Below are 18057 nucleotides of genomic sequence, written 5' to 3'. Positions count from 1 at the left end.
TTCAGCTGAACCAAGGAGAAGTGCATGAAAAGCAATCGATTGCTGGCCCTGTTGAGTACCGGTGTGGCGTTCGCAACGATGCTCACCGGTTGCGGCAGCGACGACTCCGGCGGCGGAGGCGAGACCTCCGCTGCAGCCATGCCCACCACCGCCGACGAGATCAACGGCACGATCGACCCATCCAAGGTGAAGAAGTCGATCACCGTGGCAGTGGACAATCCGTACTACCTGTTCCACTCCGATGTCCTGGTGGCGCAGGACAAGGGCTACTTCCAAGAGGTGGGGATCGACAACGTCGAGATCGTGACGGTCGAGGACCCGCTGCCGGCTCTGATCGGCGGGTCGCTGGACTTCGCACTGTACGACACCGACACCACCATCGCCGCGGCGAAGAAGTCGAACGCGGGCGTGCGTTATCTCTCGGTGTACCTCGGCGGCGAGGCGAACATTCTCGGAGTGCGCGAAGGGATCAACTCGGCCGAGGACCTCAAGGGCAAGACCATCACCGGCGGCCAGTTCGGAAGTCGCAATGACTTCTTGATCCGGAAGCTGTTGACGGACAACGGGTTGAATCCCGAAACCGACGTCAACCTGGTGAGCACCGGTGGTCAGTCCAATGAGCGGCTGCAGTCGGTGATCGCGGGAACCGTGGATGGCGCCAGCCTCCAGCTCCGGCACCGATCGCTGCTGGAAGCCGAGGGTGGCACCTTCCTCTTCGAGGAACTGGGACGCGCGCCACAGAACGGCTGGTCTGCGAACAAGATCCTGACCGAGAGCCCCGAGACCGCGGCTGCGTTCCTGACCGCGACACTCAAGGCCCGGCAGTTCATCACCGACGTCAAGAACAAGGACGAGGTGCTGAACCTCATGGCCACCAAGGACTTCGACCTCCCGCAGCCCTACCGGGATGCCTACGCCGACGAGCAGAGCCCCGACTATCACATCGCCGACGGCGGATTCGATGTGGCCGACATGGATCAGTTCATCAACGAGCAGATCGAGCTGAAGGTGATCCCCGAAGGCACGAACTGGCGGGAGTTCGTCGACCTCATCCCCCTGTGGCGCGCACAGAAGGCACTGGATCTGCCATTGCGGCCCACGCCGGAGGAAATGTCCGCCCAGTGACCACCAGAACCGCATCAGCTCGGGGCGTGCGGCTCATCGGCCAGCATGACCTCGCCGGGCGTGGCGACGGGATGCAGGTGATGCGCCATGGCGACGCCCTCTATGTCGGGCACGCCGGCACCACCGGGGCGGGCACGTCGATCCTCGACGTGTCCGCACCGGACCGCCCCGTGCTGGTGGCGCAGTGGGACGCTCCCCCCAACACCCACACGCACAAGGTGCAGACCGCCGACGGCCTCCTGCTCGTCAACCACGAACGCTTCCCGTACCGGCCCAAGAAACCGTTGGGTCCGCATTCGGCCGGCGTGGCGATCTACCGGTTGACTGATCCTTTCCAACCCGAGCAGATCTCGTTCTGGGAGTCCGGTGGCAAGGGTGTCCACCGCATCGTCTGGGAGGGCGGGCGATATGCCCACATGTCCGGTACCCCAGCGGGGTTCACCGACCGCATCTGGATGACCATCGACCTGGCCGAGCCGGAGAAGCCGGTGCTCGCCGCACGCTGGTGGTGGCCGGGGCAGTGGACCGACGGCGGTGAGACCGTCGACTGGCCGGATGGTCACCGGGTGGCGGCACACCATGGGCTGGCCGAGGGCGTCCACACCTATCTCGGCTACGACGACGCGAACCTGGTGGTGCTGGACACGTCCGATCCGACGGACCCCCGTGAGGTCTCGCGTCTGCACTGGGGCGGCGGTGCGACCCACACCTGCATGCCCCTGGTGGGTCGTGGCCTGCTCGTGGCCACCGATGAGCAACAGCACGACGGACCCCACGGCGCCGAACGCCGGATCCACCTGATCGACATCGCCGACCCGGCGGCGCCCCGTCATCTGCGCACGTTGCCCGCGCCCGGTGCGTCGTTCGAGGAACTTCCGCAGCGCTACGGGCCGCACAACCTGCACGAGAACCGGGACGGGTCCTACCGCAGCAACAGGGTGGTGTTCGCCACCTACTTCAGTGCCGGCCTGCGCGTCTACGATTTGTCCGATCCAGAGGATCCCCGGGAGGTCGCGCACTGGGTCAGTGAGGCGCCCGCGGGTTCGGCTGTGCCGCAGGCCAATGATCTCTTCGTCGATGACCAGGGTCTGATCTGGGTGACCGACCGCGGTACCGGTGGCGTCTTCTGCCTGGAGCCGCTGCCGGAGTTGGCGGATCTGATGTCGGAGGCGGCTTCTTGACCGCACCCGGGTTCACCTCTGAGGGTGTGGAATTCGTCGGATACCACGATGTCGGCGGCAAGCCGGTGTTCAAGCTGGCGATGCAGGTGGTGCCCTCCCCGTCCGGCGACCGCTGGTATCTCTACGCGAGCCACTTCTGGGAACCGCGGCTGTCCATCTTCGACGTGACCCACCCGGCCGATCCCCGCCTGGTCGGTGCCATCGAAGGCCCGGACCAGGCCGCGACGTGGCAGGTGCAGGTCGCAGACGGTCTGCTGGTCCAGGGCATGGAGCGGCGACCACCGGCCTGGGGTGGTGACCCGCTGGACACCTCTGACGAGGGTATCCGGCTGTTCGACGTCCACGATCCGGAGACACCGAAACTGTTGAGCCAGTGGCGAACCGGGGATCAGGGGGTCCACCGAAACCACTTCACCGGTGGCCGTTACCTGCATGTGACCGCGAGCCGCCGCGGTTTCGACGGCAACATCTACGTGGTCCTGGACATCGCTGATCCCCGAAACCCGGTCGAGATCGCGATGTGGTTTCTCCCTGAGCAGTTCACCGCGGCAGGCCACGCGCCGCCCCGCCGGGTCTCGCTGCACGGGCCACCCTATGTGCTCGGCGACCGGGCCTACCTCAGCTACGGCGCGGCCGGGCTGGTCATCCTCGACGTCTCCGATATCGAACACCCGACACTGATCTCGCGGTTGGACATCGGCGCCGCCTTCTCCAGCATGATCGCGATGCACACCGTCGTCCCCCTCCCTTCGCGAAACCTCTTGCTGGTCAACACCGAAGCGATCGCCGAACGGCAACAGGAACCGTACAACTTCGCGGGCATCGTCGACGTCAGCGACGAGGTCAACCCCAGGCTGATGTCGCTGCTCCCTATACCCCAACCGGCTCCCGGGGCGACCTATCCGAACTTCAGTACCCGCGGTGGACGGTTCGGCCCGCACAATCAGCACCACCCGCAAGGCCCCGAACTCTTCGCCGATGACAACCTGATGTTCATGACGTGGTTCAACGCCGGGCTACGGGTCTATGACATCAGCGACGCCTACCTGCCTCGCGAGATCGCCTGGTATCTGCCGGATGATCCCGTCGAACGCCGCGGATTACTGCCCAAGACGCTGGTCACCCAATCCGAGGACGTCGTGGTGGACGCGCGCGGCAACATCTACTTCTCGGACAAGAACCACGGTCTGCACATCGTCCGGTTGACGGTCTAGGGGGTCGACATCGGCGCTGTGAGACCGAGGTCGGCCAGTACCGTGCGCGCGGTGTTGCGTCCCGGCCGCCCTGACACCGAGCCGCCCGGGTGCGACGTCGAACCGGTCAGGTAGAGGCCGTCGATGTCGGTGCGGTAGTCGAGCCAGCCGGGGATGACGGTGCCGTCATCGAGGGTGAACTCGCCGCCGTGACACGATCCGCCGATGTTCGAGAGATTGTGCCGGGCAAGGGATGTGGGGGATTCCGGTCTGACGGCCAGGATGTCGGAGTCGTCGAGTCCGTCGAGGTGGCGACGGGCGATGTCGAGCAGCACCTGAGCGTAGGCCATGGCGTCGTCGTCGGACCACGGATCGCCGTTGCGCATCATGGGCGCTGCGGTCAGGAACTTGAAGGTGCCACCCGGCGCCCGTCCGGGATCGACTGCCGTCGACGACATCATCAGCAGCCACGGGTCTTCGGTCTCCAGGTGTCCGGACTCCAGGCCGGCGACCTGGCGGAGTAGTCCTTCCGGGGTGCCCAGACCCCCGGCCGCCGAGGTGACGGGCCCATTCGCCGAACGGTAGCGCGCGTCGGCACGTAGTGCGAAATGAACGGCGAACAACGGGATTCCGGGACGCCAGCGCCGGGATGCCTCGTCGGCCACCCGGGAGTCGGCGTCGAGCATCCCGGGGAGCTCGCGAAGGTGGCTGCCTGCGACGACCGCGCGGGCAGCCCGGAACTCGCGGCCGTCATCGGTGCGCACCCCGACACAGCGCCCGTTCTCGACCACATAGGCGCGCACCCACGCCGATGTCTCGATGGTTCCACCGTGGTCGGTGATGTGCGCCGCCAGCGCGTTCGGCAACGCGCCCGAGCCGCCGACCGGGGTGGCCCATCCGTAGGCCAGTCGACCGGCCATGATCGCGGCGGGCAACACGCCGGTGCCGGGCCGTTCCGGTGGTTGGATGGTGGCGAAAGCCATCCAGGCCATCACCTGGCGCGTCACCGCGTGCTCGAATGTCGAGGTGATGACGTCCCAGGCGCTGCGGCGGCGGAGCGCCTCATAGCTGTGTGACCACGGTTTGTCCGGCAGCGGCAGACCCGCTGACACATGGGCGTGCGCAAGGCGCTGACCGGCATTCCAGTCGTCGATCATGGTGACAAGAGCGTCCGCGTCGGCAGGGCAGTAGCGGGCGAACTCGGCCGCCGTTGCATGCAGGTCCGGGTGCACCGTCAACAGGTCGCCGTCGGCGAGTGGGAAGGTCACCGCCGGGTCGGTCACGAGGTACCGGAGTCCGTACCGCGCGATGAGGCCGAGTTCGTCGTCGCGGATGAGTGGATTGGACTGCAGCACAACGTGGGCCGTGGAGCAGGAGTCGTGCTGCCAACCGGGGAGGGTGAGTTCTTCGGTCACGGTGTTGCCGCCGAGTACCTCGCGGCCCTCGAGTACGGTGACCGACACCCCGGCCTCGGCGAGATACGCGGCGCACACCAGGGCGTTGTGCCCGCCGCCGACCACGACAACATCAGTCACCGCCGAATGATCATATTGTGTAGGCACTTTCGTCCTTCCGTCGGCGGGAGCCACTTGCTACGGTAGGAGAGGCCGCAATCGTTTGCAATAGGGAATCGGAAGAGGCTCACACCATGGACGACTACGTCGCTTCCGCCCGTTCGCACTGGGGACCCCGATTCACCGCCAACGGTGTCCCAGCGGCGGACTTCGACCGCGTGATGGGCGGTCTGGAGGCATGGGACGACTGGTGTGCGGCGTGGTCGGCCGCAGCGCGGGTGCACGAAGATCTCGGGAACGAAGCTCTCGACCAGGGCCGGCTTCGCTCCGCGGGCGCGCACCTGAGCACCGCGGCCGTGGTGTATCACTTCGCGAAGTTCGTCTACGTCCGCGATCTCGCACAGATGCGGACCGCCCACGAGGCGGCCGTGCGGTGCCTCAATGCGGCGCTGCCCCACCTTGATCCGCCAGGTGAGCGGATCGAGATCCCGTTCGCGGGCTCAACCCTCTACGGAATCCTGCGCAAGCCCGAAGCGGCGCCACCTCATCCCACCGTGATCCTGGTCCCGGGGCTGGACTCGACCAAGGAGGAGCTCAGGGCTACCGAGCAGCTCTTCCTCGAACGCGGCCTCGCGACATTCAGCGTCGACGGCCCCGGGCAGGGGGAGGCCGAGTACGACCTGCCGATCCGGCCGGACTGGGAAGTTCCGGGCCGAGTTTTCGTGGACACCCTGGTGGCGCGCGACGACATCGACGCCGACCGCATCGGCGTCTGGGGAGTCAGTCTCGGCGGCTATTACGCACCACGGTTCGCCAGTGGCGATCAGCGGATCAAGGCCTGCGTGAGCCTCTGCGGCCCCTACACTTTCGGCGAGAACTGGGAGGGTCTGCCCGCGCTGACCCGGGAGACGTTGCAGGTGCGGTCCCGCTCGGACAACGAAGACCAGGCCAGAGCCCTGGCGCTGACGCTCACCATGGCGGGCCGGACGTCGACGCTGCGGTGCCCAACGCTGGTTGTCGCGGGCAAGAAGGACCGGCTGATTCCCTGGCAGCAGGCCCAGCGGCTGCACCGCGAGGTCGACGGCAGCGAGTTCCTACTGCTCGAAGACGGCAACCATGGCTGCGCCAATGTGCTTGCCGCACACCGCTACCGCACCGCCGACTGGATGGCGGCCAGCCTCACCCCGCAGCGTCGATAGCGGCAACGATGTTGTCGGCGGTGAACGGGAGTGTCCGGACCCGCACTCCGAGGGCGTCGGCCAGCGCATTTCCGATGGCAGCGGTGACCGGTCCCTGGGTTGCCTCGCCCGCGCCCAGCGGCGGCTCATCGGGGCGGTGCACGATGTGCACGTCGACCGCGGGCACCTGGCTGAACCGGGCGATGGGATAGGACTCCCAGTCGGTACTGGTGATCGCACGCCGGTCGAAGCGGACCTGCTCGAACAATGCCCAACTGGTGGCTTGGATGGCGCCGCCTTCGATCTGGTTGCGCACCCCGTCGACGTTCACCACCCGACCCACGTCCACGGCGATGGTCAGGCGATGGACGTGCACTCGGTCGGTGGCCTCCACGTCGGCCACGACGGCGCAGTAGGAGCCGCGGTTCTTGTAGCGGCAGAACGCAATTCCGCGTCCGTGTCCCTCCGGTGCGGGCGTTCCCCAGCCGGCCGCTGCCGCGGCGGTGCTGAGCACCTCACGCGCACGGGGGTCCGACAGGTGGTCGAGCCGCATCTGCAACGGGTCCCGGCCGGCGGCCTGGGCCAGGTCATCGATCACCGATTCCAGGGCGAAGGTGTTGAGCTGGCTGCCCAGCGAGCGCAACGACGACGTGCGGACCGGCATCGTCAGCAGCCGGTGGACCGTCACGTCCACCCGGGCGATGTCGTAGTACGGCTCGGCGTTGCGGGCCGAGCCGTGACCGCGCGCGGCCGGGGGGTCGACAGCGGGCGGGAGCATCGCGATACCGGCGCGGTGGGCGTCGGCGAGCAGGCTGTGGTTCGGCGCATAGCCCGGCCGGGCGGTGTGACCGTTGGTCCAGAGTTCGTAGGTCCAGTCGGTGATGGTCCCGTTCCGGTCGATGCTGGCGGTCACCTCGCCCACCATGGCCGGGCCGAACGGTTCCCAGGAGAACTCGTCACCGCGGCTCCACTGCACCCGTACGTGCCGGCCCGGGACTCGGGTCGCCAGCAGAGCGGCGTCCATCGCCGCGTCGTCGGCGGCATTGTGGCCGTAACTGCCCGGGCCTTCCACGTGCTGGACCACCACCGCGGCGGGGCTCAGGTCCAACGCCGCCGCGATCGCGTGGCGCAGGGTGAACACGCCCTGGCTGTGGCTCCAGACCTGAAGTAGTGCACCGTCGTACCGTGCGATGGCACAGCTGGGACCGATGGACGCGTGGGCCAGGAACGGCCGGGAGAAGCTGGCGGATGTCACTGCTGCCTGCGGGTGACGGGCACCGTCGGTGCGGACCAGGTTGGTCTCGGCGTCGGCCGTCCGTAGCCAGCTCTCCACGTTGCCGGGGTCGGGCAACTCGATCCCGGCCGACCACGTGGAGGCTCCCGCGATGGTCTGGGCGGCCGCTGCCGCCTGGCCCTCCCGGCGCGCGATGACGGCCAGGAAGTCGCCTTCCCGCACGATGCGTTCGACACCGGGAATCGACGAGAAGTCCGCGACTGCCACCTCTTCGAGGTGGGCACCAGGGCTGGGGGGTCGCACCACCCTGGCGTGCAGCATGTCCTCGAATTCCAGGTCGTGGATGAAACGCGCGCGGCCCAGCACCTTGTCGGGCAGGTCGATGCGCGCCAGGTCTTTCGAAGTGGGGGCGGCGAGCTTGACCTCCAGTGCCGAGTCGCCGACCCGCACCTCGAGGTCGACGACGCCGGAGAGGTCGGCATAGGACCCGATGCGGGCGCCGTCGGGGCCGCTGAACACTCCCGACGCCAGCCGAACCTGGGTGATGTCCAGACCCGCCTTGTGTCCGGCTGCTCGGCGGAACAACTCCCGGGTCTCGGCGCACACCCGGCGCACGGCGGCTCCGGAGAACGTGATCGAGAGGCTGCCTGCGGTGAGCCCCTCATCGGGCGAGCACGCCGTGTTGGTACCGGTGGCCCTGACCGCCTCGGGCTGGACATCGAGTTCGTGAGCTGCGATCTGAGTGAGGGCGGTGAGAATCCCCTGTCCGAGCTCGACTTTGCCCACCCGCAGCGCGAAGACACCGTCCTCACTCACGCTCAGCCACGTCGAGATCCACGGGTTGTCGGAGAGTGACGGCGGCAGATCGGGTGTCATGTGGTCGACTCTGCCGCTGCCAGAACAGCATCGACGAAACGCAGATGGGTGCCGCACCGGCAGAGGTTGCGGTCCAATGCCGCCGTCACCTCGGCGCGGGTCGGCCGGGGATTGTCCCGAAGCAGCGCGGCAGCACTGACGATCATCCCGGAGATGCAGTAACCGCACTGCCCGGCCTGCAGTTCCAGGAATGCGGACTGCACCGGATGCGGGGCGCCGGGACGGCCCAGGCCGGCCACGGTGTGGACCTCCCCGCGGACGTATTCGACCGGGGTGTCACACGATGGCGTGGGGTGGGCGTCGACCCAGACGAAGCACGCCCCGCACTGACCGAGGCCGCAGCCGAATTTCGGTGATTTGTCGCCGATGTCGTTGCGTAGCACCTCGAGTAGCGAAGTACCCGGCGGAACGTCGACGTGGTACTGACGGCCGTTGACGGTCAGCTGGAACGAAGGCACTGGTGTCTCAGGCGTGGCTCTGCGCTGCCCAGTAGGCGGGGTCGGCCTTGCTGGCGGCGAGGTCTTCGGCGGTGGTGAAGCCGGGCGCCATCGACGCGGCGGTACCGGCCATGTACTGGTGATGGTCGATGCCCAGCAGCCGGATCCAGCTCTGCTGACCGAATGTCAGTGCGATACAACAACCCAACTCGACGAGTTCCTGCTCAGAGAAGTGAGCGTGCAGACGCGCCCAGAGGGTGTCGAGGTCCTGGCTGCCCCAGGCGATGGCCTCGGCGTAGGCCAGTGCGGCCTTCTGGCGACCGTCATAGAGATCGGACGTCTCGAAGTTCAGCAGCTGGTCGTATTGCTGCTCCTGGAGCCCTGCGCTGGTGGCCTTCTCCGAGCGCTGGTTACCGCAGAATTCACACTTGACCGTTCTGGAGATGTAGACCCGGCACAGGTCTTTGATCGCGTGATCGACGACGCCGCTGTGGAACTGGGCTTTCCAGCTGTCGGCGAAGGCCCAGAAGGCTTCGGGGGAGTGCGCGCGCACCGCGGAACTCTCCGGTCGCGGTGTCCCGTGCCGGGCGCAGCGCTCCATCTCCGCTTGCATGCGCTCGTCCATCTGCTCGAAGGGCACGTAACTGATGCGCGGGTCCGTGGTGGCCATGTCACTCCCTTGTGAAGGCACTGCAATCGATTGCTGTCAGTATGTGCCGCTGCGCTGCGGTGGTCAAGGGTCAGTCGAACACCAGGATCTTGACCAGGGCGACCACGCCGATCACCAGGATGCAGGCCCGCAGCACCATGGGCGGGAGCCGCCGGCCGTACCGCGCGCCGAGATAACCGCCGAGGAACGCCCCGGCCGAGATCAGTGCGACCACCGACCAGTCGATGCGGTCCGTCGCGACGATCATGAACAGAATCGCAGCCACTCCGTTCACCACGGTGGCGAGCACGTTTTTGATCGCAGTCAGGCGCTGGATGCCGTCGCTGAGGATCATGCTCATGAGTCCGACGAGCAGAATGCCCTGCGCCGCACCGAAATAACCGCCGTAGATGCCAAGGACGAAGATCCCGGCGGTCAGCAGCACCTGGGAGAGTGTGCCCGGGGGCCCGTGGTGCCGCGCCGCGGCCGACCGGCGCTGCACACTGGGCCCGATGATCACCATGAGCAGCCCGATCGCGATCAGCACGGGCACGATCGCCTTGAACGAGTCGTCGGGAAGCACCAGCAGCAGGACAGCGCCCACCAGTGCGCCCGCCACGGAGGCGGGAGCCAGTTTCAGCAGGACGTCCCGGTTGGGGCGTAGCTCGCGGCGATACCCGTAGACGCCGGAGACGCCACCGGCGACCATGCCGATGTTGTTGGAGATGTTCGCCGTCAGCGGCGGATAACCGAACAGCAGCAGCGTCGGGAAGGTGACCAGAGTGCCCGACCCGACGATGGTGTTGATCGCGCCGGCCCACACCCCGGCCACGAAGATCACCGAGGGTTCGAGCAGGGCCTCGATCATCGGGCGGTGCGCGAGCCGGCGAGGTGTCGGTCGAGAAACGCGATCACCCCGTCGATGGCGCGTTCCTGGATGTCGTCGACCTGGACCCGGCCGTCCGCGCCAGCGACCGGGAACACATAGCCGTGCAGGGGGTGATCCCACGAGACCCATTCGGCGTTCTTCCCGCTGGCGGCCAGCAGGTCGTAACTGATCCGGAAGATGCCCTGGAGGTGATCGTCATCGCGTCCCATCACCAGCATGGGTAGCGAGATGGGCGCGATCCGTTCCAGGGCCAGCGGTTCGTTGATGCGGGAACGGACGAACGCCGGGTCGCGCATCTGCATCTCCTCGATGTTGCGCAGCTGCGTGTCGGGATTGGTGAACGCTGTGTCGTCCGGGGTGAGATCGAGGAACTCGTGATTGGCGGGCTCGCAGGCGATTCCCGCTCTGAGCGGGCTGTCGTACTGCGAGGCGATCTTGAACAGCATCTCGCCGGCATGGCTCACCCCCAGGTGCCCGAGCCGGTCGGCGTCGATCTGCGGGTGCCGGGCTACGTCGGCCAGGATGGCGAGCTCGTCCTCGAACTCCAGCGGCGACCGGCTCATCAGATCCATGCCCTGTCGCCGGTCCACGACCAGCGGCCCGCCCCGGTGGAATCCGAGTTCGACTTCGGTCCGATATCGGCCCCAGGCGCAGGCGTAGCCGGCATCGAGGAGGCGCTCCATGATGTAGCCGTGGGTGGCGACCCGGCGGCGCAGCCATTCCAGGCCACCGCCGCCGTTGCCGTAGGCCAGGAACACGAACGGCAGGCCGGCAGGGGCTTCCGCCGGGAGGCGCAGTGCGTAGGGAACGTAGAGCCCGTCGAAGGTCTCGGCCAGGCGGTAGCTGACCGGCCGGGACGATCCGGGCACGGGCTCGGTGATCACGGGAAAGCCCGTTGCCGGCATGAGGCCGCTCCTGTCGACTGGCCAGTGCTGTGCAATCGATTGCAACACACGCGGGTCGTTTTGGGAAGGAGGGTGATCGGGAAACCCGGCGTGGCGGCGGTCCGGCGAGGGCGATGAGCGGCCCGGGAACAAAACCGCGATGGTCTCAGTTGACCCATTCGACACCAACTTGAGTGCATCAGACTCAACTCTGAGTTGACAGCAGACGGTCAACGGGAGCAATCTTGAGTCCGGTCCACTCAGACCCCTATCAAGCTATTCAGGAGGCACCACTATGGCTCGTGCGGTCGGTATCGACCTCGGGACCACCAACTCCGTCGTATCGGTTCTCGAAGGTGGCGACCCCGTCGTCGTCGCGAACTCTGAGGGCTCCCGTACCACCCCGTCCGTCGTCGCGTTCGCGCGCAACGGCGAGGTGCTGGTCGGTCAGCCCGCCAAGAACCAGGCGGTGACCAACGTCGATCGCACCATCCGGTCGGTCAAGCGCCACATGGGCACTGACTGGTCCGTGGAGATCGACGGCAAGAACTACACCCCTCAGGAGATCAGCGCCCGTGTGCTGATGAAGCTCAAGCGCGACGCCGAGAGCTACCTGGGTGAGGACATCACCGACGCGGTGATCACCGTGCCCGCGTACTTCAACGACGCCCAGCGTCAGGCCACCAAGGAAGCCGGCCAGATCGCCGGCCTCAATGTGCTGCGCATCGTCAACGAGCCCACCGCGGCCGCGCTGGCGTACGGCCTGGACAAGGGCGAGAAGGAACAGACCATCCTGGTCTTCGACCTCGGTGGCGGCACGTTCGACGTTTCGCTGCTCGAGATCGGTGACGGCGTGGTCGAGGTCCGCGCGACCTCCGGCGACAACCACCTCGGTGGTGACGACTGGGACGAGCGCGTCGTGACCTGGCTGGTCGACAAGTTCAAGGGCACCTCGGGCATCGACCTGACCAAGGACAAGATGGCCATGCAGCGGCTGCGGGAAGCCGCCGAGAAGGCCAAGATCGAACTGAGCTCGAGCCAGAGCACCTCGATCAACCTGCCCTACATCACCGTCGACGCCGACAAGAACCCGCTGTTCCTCGACGAGCAGCTGACCCGCGCCGAGTTCCAGCGCATCACGCAGGACCTGCTGGATCGCACCCGTCAGCCCTTCCAGTCCGTGATCAAGGACGCCGGCATCTCGGTGGCCGACATCGACCACGTGGTGCTCGTGGGTGGTTCCACCCGTATGCCCGCGGTCACCGAACTGGTGAAGGAACTGACCGGCGGCCAGGAGCCCAACAAGGGCGTCAACCCCGACGAGGTCGTCGCCGTGGGCGCCGCGCTGCAGGCCGGTGTGCTCAAGGGTGAGGTGAAAGACGTTCTGCTGCTTGACGTCACCCCGCTGTCGCTCGGTATCGAGACCAAGGGCGGCGTGATGACCAAGCTGATCGAGCGCAACACCACCATCCCCACCAAGCGGTCGGAGACCTTCACCACCGCTGACGACAATCAGCCGTCGGTGCAGATCCAGGTGTTCCAGGGTGAGCGCGAAATCGCATCGCACAACAAGCTGCTCGGCTCCTTCGAGCTGACCGGCATCCCGCCGGCCCCGCGCGGCGTGCCGCAGATCGAGGTCACCTTCGACATCGACGCCAACGGCATCGTGCACGTCACCGCCAAGGACAAGGGCACCGGCAAGGAGAACACGATCAAGATCCAGGAGGGCTCCGGCCTCTCCAAGGAAGAGATCGACCGGATGATCAAGGACGCCGAAGCGCACGCCGACGAAGATCGGAAGCGTCGCGAAGAGGCCGACGTCCGCAACCAGGCCGAGTCGCTGGTCTACCAGACGGAGAAGTTCGTCAAGGAACAGCGCGAAGCCGAGGGTGGCTCGAAGGTTCCCGAAGACACCTTGACCAAGGTCGACGGTGCCATCGCCGAGGCGAAGACGGCTCTGGCCGGCACCGACATCTCTGCCATCAAGGCCGCCATGGAGAAGTTGGGCCAGGAGAGCCAGGCTCTGGGTCAGGCGATCTACGAAGCCACGCAGGCCGAGCAGGCCGCCGGCGCAGACGCCAGCGGTGCCAGCAAGAACAGTGACGACGACGTGGTGGATGCCGAGGTCGTCGACGACGACCAGGAGCGCAAGTGAGCCAGAACGATCCGCAGGAGCCGGTGACTGTCACCGACAAACGGCGCATCGATCCGACCACCGGCGAAGTACGCGAACCGAACTCCGGCCCGGCCCCCAGTGGGCCGGCGCCGGAGGCGGCGCCCGCTGATTCAGCTGACACCGACGAGGTCGCCGACCTCAAGGCCACGCTGCAGCGGGTGAAGGCGGAGTACGACAACTACCGCAAGCGTTCCGTGCGTCAGGAGCAGGCCGCCGCCGACCGCGCCAAGGCCACCGTCGTGCACCAGTTGTTGCCGGTGCTCGACGACCTGGACCGGGCCCGTAGCCATGGTGACCTGGAGACCGGGCCGCTGAAGTCGGTGGCCGACAAGCTCGCCACCGCTCTCGACGGCGTGGGGCTGGCGGCGTTCGGCGCCGAGGGCGATCCGTTCGATCCCTCACTGCACGAAGCCGTGCAGCACGAGGGTGACGGGTCCAATCCGGTGATCGGCACCGTGATGCGTCAGGGCTACCGCCTCGGTGAGCAGGTGTTGCGGCACGCACTCGTCGGCGTGGTCGATGCACCCGCCGAGGACTCGAGCCCCGACACGACCGAGAACTCCGGCGCGACAGCCGATCAGGCGACAGAATCTAAGTGAGGCGTACACGACGATGAAGACAGGTAAGGAGGTGACGCACGATGGCCCAGCGAGAATGGGTTGAGAAGGACTTCTACAAGGAGCTCGGCGTCTCCTCTGACGCCGGCCCCGACGAGATCAAGCGCGCCTACCGCAAGCTGGCCTCCGAACTGCATCCCGACAAGAACCCTGACAACCCCACCGCCACCGAGCGGTTCAAGGCGGTGTCCGAGGCGTACAGCGTGCTCTCGGATGACGCCAAGAAGAAGGAGTACGACGAAACCCGCCGCTTGTTCGCGGGCGGCGGTTTCGGTCGGCGGTTCAACGGCGGCGGTACCAGCGGTGCCAGCGGCTTCCCGGGCGGGTTCGGCTCCGACGGTGCCGAGTTCAACCTCGGCGATCTGTTCGACGCCGCCGGCCAGACCGGTGGGACGAACATCGGCGACCTGTTCGGTGGGCTGTTCGGGCGCGGTGCACAACCGCGCCCGAGCCGCCCCCGGCGTGGCAACGACCTGGAGACCGAGACCGAACTCGACTTCCTGGAAGCCACCAAGGGCGTGGCCATGCCACTGCGGCTGACCAGCCCGGCACCGTGCACCAACTGCCACGGCAGCGGAGCGCGCCCGGGCACCAGCCCGAAGGTGTGCCCGAGCTGCAACGGCGCCGGCGTCATCAACCGCAACCAGGGTGCGTTCGGATTCTCCGAGCCCTGCACCGAATGCCGGGGCAGCGGCTCGATCATCGAGCACCCGTGTGACGAGTGCAAGGGCACCGGCGTGACCACCAGGACCCGCACCATCAATGTGCGGATTCCCCCGGGAGTCGAAGACGGCCAGCGCATCAGACTGGCCGGACAAGGTGAGGCCGGACTTCGCGGGGCGCCCTCGGGTGACCTCTATGTCACCGTGCACGTGCGTCCGGACAAGGTGTTCGGTCGTGACGGGGACGATCTCACCGTGACCGTTCCGGTCAGCTTCCACGAATTGGCATTGGGCACAACGCTTTCGGTCCCGACGCTGGAGGGCAAGGTCGGTGTGCGGGTGCCCAAGGGCACCGCTGACGGCCGGATCCTGCGGGTGCGTGGCCGAGGAGTGCCCAAGCGCAGTGGCGGTCATGGTGACCTGCTGGTCACCGTCAAGGTGGCGGTGCCGCCGAGCCTCGAGGGCGAAGCGCTGGAGGCGCTGGAGGCCTACGCCGCCGCCGAGCGCGCCAGCGGTTTCGATCCGCGGTCCGGATGGGCGGGCAACCGGCTATGAGCAAGGCAGATCGAGCTGCGGAAGCACGGACATTCCTTATCTCGGTCGCTGCCGAGCTGGCCGGTATGCACGCGCAGACGCTGCGGACCTATGACCGGCTCGGGCTGGTCAGTCCGCAGCGCAGCTCGGGCGGCGGCCGGCGGTATTCGCAGCGTGATGTCGACCTGCTGCGCGAGGTGCAGCGACTCTCACAGGATGAGGGCGTGAATCTCGCTGGTATCAAACGCATCATCGAGCTGACCAATCAGGTCGAGGCGCTGCAGGGCCGGGTGCAGGAGATGGCGCAGGAGATCGAGATGCTGCGGACCAACCAGCGTCGCGATGTCGGGCCCCCCAAGACGAGTACGGCACTCGTGGTCTGGCAGCCCCGAAATCGACGATGACGCCCGGAGCTTGCGGAGGGCGGCTGAGGAGATGAGCAGTCAGCCCCGAAATCGACGATGACGCCCGGAGCTTGCGGACACAGAATATGCGACCGAGGGTCGCTGAGCACGGCCGTCAGGCCCGCAGCTCGGCGGCCCTTCTCGCATCTGCGCAGCGTCGTCAAATGGAAACAGCGCTGGGGATTTTCACTCGCCCAATGGATGACGGACGTGGCGTGCACGCCCGAACGAGTCGAAGGGCGGCGCCCCAGCGTGTGGTGACGCTTAGACGCTGATGGTGAATTCCGCCAGGCTCGGTGTGCCGGGCTCGGCGGTCCGGTACCCGCCCCGGGTCAGTGCATCGGTGGGCGCGGCCATCGGCTCGAAGCAGATGACGTCCTCCCCGGGCGGGGCGAAGATCTGCGCGGCGGGGTACCCCTGCACGAACCGCACCTCGATACGCCGGCCCGCACCGGACACCGCGAACACCGAACCGTCGGCGACCTCGTCGTACCCGTCATCGAAGGTCTTGTCGCCCAACAGCTCCCGGTCTGCTTCCTGCCTGGTGGCAGCTCCGGTGGGGATACCCCGGTCATCAACGGCCAGGTGTCGCATCGCGGGCGTCTCCACCAGCCACTGATCGCGCGGCACGCCGGGCAGTTGCAGGTACGGATGGAAACCGAAGCACAACGGAACCCCGACGTCGCCAGTGGCACTGACCACGGTCTGGATCGTCAACGTCCGCGCCCGCAGCGTGACGGAGACATCGACGGTGTGGGGGAACGGGAAACTGGCCAGCAGTTCGGGATGGCCGGCGAAGTCGAACGACGCGACCAGTTCGTCGGCGGTCTCGGAGACCACCTGCCAGTCCTTGTGGGCGGCCAGCAGGCCGTGGATCAGCAGTCCGTTCGGATCGGTGCGCACCCCGGCGCCATCCGGTGCGATGTCCACCTTGATGCCCGAAGCCTCAAAAGTATTGGTGCTCAACCGGTTGGCCCACGGATAGAGCAGCGGCAGACCCATCGTCTTGCCGTCGGAGATGTACTTGTCCAGGCCGCGCCGTTGCCCCAGCAGCTCGACACCGTCGTCGGTCAGCGAGATGCCGATCATCCCGGCGCCGGGGACGAACTGCGCCGCGACGGGTCCGTCATGAAGAGTGACGATGTGCATGTCCCGAGCCTAGCGGGCGGCGTCTGTGCTTCGTCGATTTCTGCGCCAGGGCGGTGCACCGCGCGATTTCACGACCCTGGTGCAGAAAACGACGGCGCGGCAGGGGACTGCGGAGAAATGGGGCGACAGGGGAGTTGCACGGACGGACCCTAGCCCCCCAGCGGGTCAAACTGAATGCGTTCGGGCGGCGCGCCTTTGGCGATCAGCGCCGCGCGGGCCCTGGGCACCATCTGCGGCCCGCCCGCGATGAGGATCTGGCGATCACCCCAGCCGCCGTAGCGGGTCACCACGTCGGGTAACAAGCCCTTCTGCCGCACGTGCAGACCCCGCGGCGGATGCGGATCCGGATACTCGGGCGCCCAGGGGGGATCGGTGTCGTACTCCGAGACGGGTGTGACCGACAGCCACGGATTGGTGGAGGCGATCTCCCACAGGGTGCGCAGGTCATAGAGTTCGCAGGGGTAACGGGCGCCGAAGAACAGGTGCACGCGCGGATTGACCCCGAATCGGCACAGGTCCATGATGATCGCCCGCAGGGGGGCCAGCCCGGTGCTGCCGGCCACCATCAACACGTCACCTGCGTCGCGATTCACCTCGAGACCCCCGTGCGGGCTCGACAACCGCCACCGATCGCCGGGCCGGGTCTCCTCGACGATCGCGGTGCTGGCCATGCCGCCCGAGACGGCCCGGACGTGGAACTCGATGCCGCCGTCGGGTTGTGCGGGAATGGCCGGCGACAGATAACGCCACCGGCGCGGCCACTGCGGCACTTCGACGTTGACGTACTGGCCCGGGTGGTAGTCCATGGGACGGTCGAGGTACAGCCGGACCACCGCCAGATCGCGCGAGACGCGGTGGTGTTCGGCCACCGTACCCTCCCACCAGGCGGGGCCTTCCTCGGCGGCGGCGGCCCCGCTCATGACACCGCCGATCAGGTTGATGGCCTGCCGGGCGGCGTCCTCGACGGCCGGTGTCCAGGCCGGGCCGAGCTCATTGCTCAAGGTTGCATACAGTGCGTGCGCCAGCGTCTCGTAGTGCTTGGCGGCGACGCCGTACTTGCGGTGGTCGCGGCCCAGCTGGGCCAGGAAGGCCACCGGCTCGTCGGCGCGCTGTGCGATGAACTCACCGAGCAGCCAGTTCAGCGCCTGGCCGAAGACCGCACGCTGACCGGTCATGTCGGGCGGGAACATGTCGCGCACCGACTCATCGATGGCGAACCAGGTGGTGTAGAACCGGCCGACCATCGCATCGGAGTTGAGTAGGGCGGACTGCAGCACGGCGAGTGCTTCGCGATCTTCCAGGCCCACTCGCGCGATTTTAAGCCTTACACTGACCGCCGAGCTGACCGATGCCAG

At 67.1% G+C, this 18057-nt stretch carries 16 protein-coding genes; 8 read left to right on the top strand and 8 right to left on the bottom strand.

Features of this window, described 5'->3' with window-relative positions; translation table 11 throughout:
- Nucleotides 1-24: 24 nt before the first annotated feature.
- The 3 genes from NL241_RS29270 to NL241_RS29260 are packed head-to-tail and all read left to right on the top strand — an operon-like array spanning nt 25 to nt 3520.
- Nucleotides 25-1125: an ABC transporter substrate-binding protein gene (locus tag NL241_RS29270; protein ID WP_487694065.1), complete on the top strand. Its 1101-nt coding sequence runs from the start codon at nt 25-27 to the stop codon at nt 1123-1125.
- Nucleotides 1122-2306 (top strand): LVIVD repeat-containing protein, encoded by a 1185-nt coding sequence (locus NL241_RS29265; RefSeq protein ID WP_487694067.1) that lies wholly within the window; start codon nt 1122-1124, stop codon nt 2304-2306. Before NL241_RS29270 ends, NL241_RS29265 begins: the two co-directional genes overlap by 4 nt.
- Nucleotides 2303-3520: an LVIVD repeat-containing protein gene (locus NL241_RS29260; protein ID WP_487694068.1), complete on the top strand. Its 1218-nt coding sequence runs from the start codon at nt 2303-2305 to the stop codon at nt 3518-3520. Before NL241_RS29265 ends, NL241_RS29260 begins: the two co-directional genes overlap by 4 nt.
- Here NL241_RS29260 and NL241_RS29255 read toward each other — a convergent pair.
- Nucleotides 3517-5034 (bottom strand): phytoene desaturase family protein, encoded by a 1518-nt coding sequence (locus NL241_RS29255; protein WP_487694070.1) that lies wholly within the window; start codon nt 5032-5034, stop codon nt 3517-3519. The two genes, NL241_RS29260 and NL241_RS29255, sit on opposite strands and share 4 nt — an antisense overlap.
- A 113-nt stretch (nt 5035-5147) precedes the next feature.
- On the opposite strand from NL241_RS29255, the gene NL241_RS29250 reads away from it, so the two are divergent.
- Nucleotides 5148-6212, top strand: a complete 1065-nt coding sequence (locus NL241_RS29250) for an alpha/beta hydrolase family protein (protein WP_487694072.1) — start codon at nt 5148-5150, stop codon at nt 6210-6212.
- Here NL241_RS29250 and NL241_RS29245 read toward each other — a convergent pair.
- The 5 genes from NL241_RS29245 to NL241_RS29225 all read right to left on the bottom strand — a co-directional run bounded on the left by NL241_RS29245 (nt 6193) and on the right by NL241_RS29225 (nt 11181).
- A complete protein-coding gene (locus tag NL241_RS29245) occupies nt 6193-8301 on the bottom strand; it encodes a xanthine dehydrogenase family protein molybdopterin-binding subunit (protein ID WP_494395779.1) in 2109 nt (702 codons plus the stop codon). The two genes, NL241_RS29250 and NL241_RS29245, sit on opposite strands and share 20 nt — an antisense overlap.
- Nucleotides 8298-8759, bottom strand: a complete 462-nt coding sequence (locus NL241_RS29240; RefSeq protein WP_494395778.1) for a (2Fe-2S)-binding protein — start codon at nt 8757-8759, stop codon at nt 8298-8300. The genes NL241_RS29245 and NL241_RS29240 overlap by 4 nt, the downstream gene beginning before the upstream one ends.
- Before the next feature lie 7 nt (nt 8760-8766).
- The gene (locus NL241_RS29235) at nt 8767-9408 is read right to left on the bottom strand and encodes a carboxymuconolactone decarboxylase family protein (protein ID WP_494395777.1); all 642 of its coding nucleotides are present in this window, start codon (nt 9406-9408) and stop codon (nt 8767-8769) included.
- 70 nt (nt 9409-9478) lie between these two features.
- Nucleotides 9479-10255, bottom strand: coding sequence for a sulfite exporter TauE/SafE family protein (locus NL241_RS29230; protein WP_487694077.1), 777 nt, complete (start codon nt 10253-10255; stop codon nt 9479-9481).
- Complete coding sequence (locus tag NL241_RS29225; protein WP_494395776.1) at nt 10252-11181, bottom strand: alpha/beta hydrolase family protein; 930 nt, start codon at nt 11179-11181, stop codon at nt 10252-10254. The genes NL241_RS29230 and NL241_RS29225 overlap by 4 nt, the downstream gene beginning before the upstream one ends.
- Nucleotides 11182-11455: 274 nt before the next feature.
- Between NL241_RS29225 and dnaK the strand changes: the two genes are divergently transcribed.
- Genes dnaK through NL241_RS29205 form a run of 4 tightly spaced genes read left to right on the top strand, consistent with a single transcriptional unit; the run spans nt 11456 to nt 15553 of the window.
- The gene (gene dnaK / locus NL241_RS29220) at nt 11456-13315 is read left to right on the top strand and encodes a molecular chaperone DnaK (protein WP_487694080.1); all 1860 of its coding nucleotides are present in this window, start codon (nt 11456-11458) and stop codon (nt 13313-13315) included.
- Nucleotides 13312-13935 carry a nucleotide exchange factor GrpE gene (grpE, locus tag NL241_RS29215; RefSeq protein ID WP_494395775.1) on the top strand — a complete coding sequence of 208 codons (624 nt, stop codon included), beginning with the start codon at nt 13312-13314 and terminating at the stop codon, nt 13933-13935. The genes dnaK and grpE overlap by 4 nt, the downstream gene beginning before the upstream one ends.
- Before the next feature lie 41 nt (nt 13936-13976).
- Nucleotides 13977-15170, top strand: a complete 1194-nt coding sequence (dnaJ, locus tag NL241_RS29210) for a molecular chaperone DnaJ (RefSeq protein ID WP_494395774.1) — start codon at nt 13977-13979, stop codon at nt 15168-15170.
- Nucleotides 15167-15553 carry a heat shock protein transcriptional repressor HspR gene (locus tag NL241_RS29205; protein ID WP_487694083.1) on the top strand — a complete coding sequence of 129 codons (387 nt, stop codon included), beginning with the start codon at nt 15167-15169 and terminating at the stop codon, nt 15551-15553. Before dnaJ ends, NL241_RS29205 begins: the two co-directional genes overlap by 4 nt.
- A 264-nt stretch (nt 15554-15817) precedes the next feature.
- On the opposite strand, the gene NL241_RS29200 is transcribed toward NL241_RS29205, so the two are convergent.
- Nucleotides 15818-16702: an aldose 1-epimerase gene (locus tag NL241_RS29200; protein ID WP_494395773.1), complete on the bottom strand. Its 885-nt coding sequence runs from the start codon at nt 16700-16702 to the stop codon at nt 15818-15820.
- A 149-nt stretch (nt 16703-16851) separates the two neighbouring features.
- A complete protein-coding gene (locus tag NL241_RS29195) occupies nt 16852-18009 on the bottom strand; it encodes an FAD-binding oxidoreductase (RefSeq protein ID WP_494395772.1) in 1158 nt (385 codons plus the stop codon).
- Nucleotides 18010-18057: the final 48 nt, after the last annotated feature.

The sequence above is a fragment of the Mycolicibacterium sp. SMGY-1XX genome, assembly GCF_059132455.1.
The sequence above is the reverse complement of the archived record's forward strand: the minus strand, read 5'-3'. Positions and strand labels throughout refer to the sequence as shown.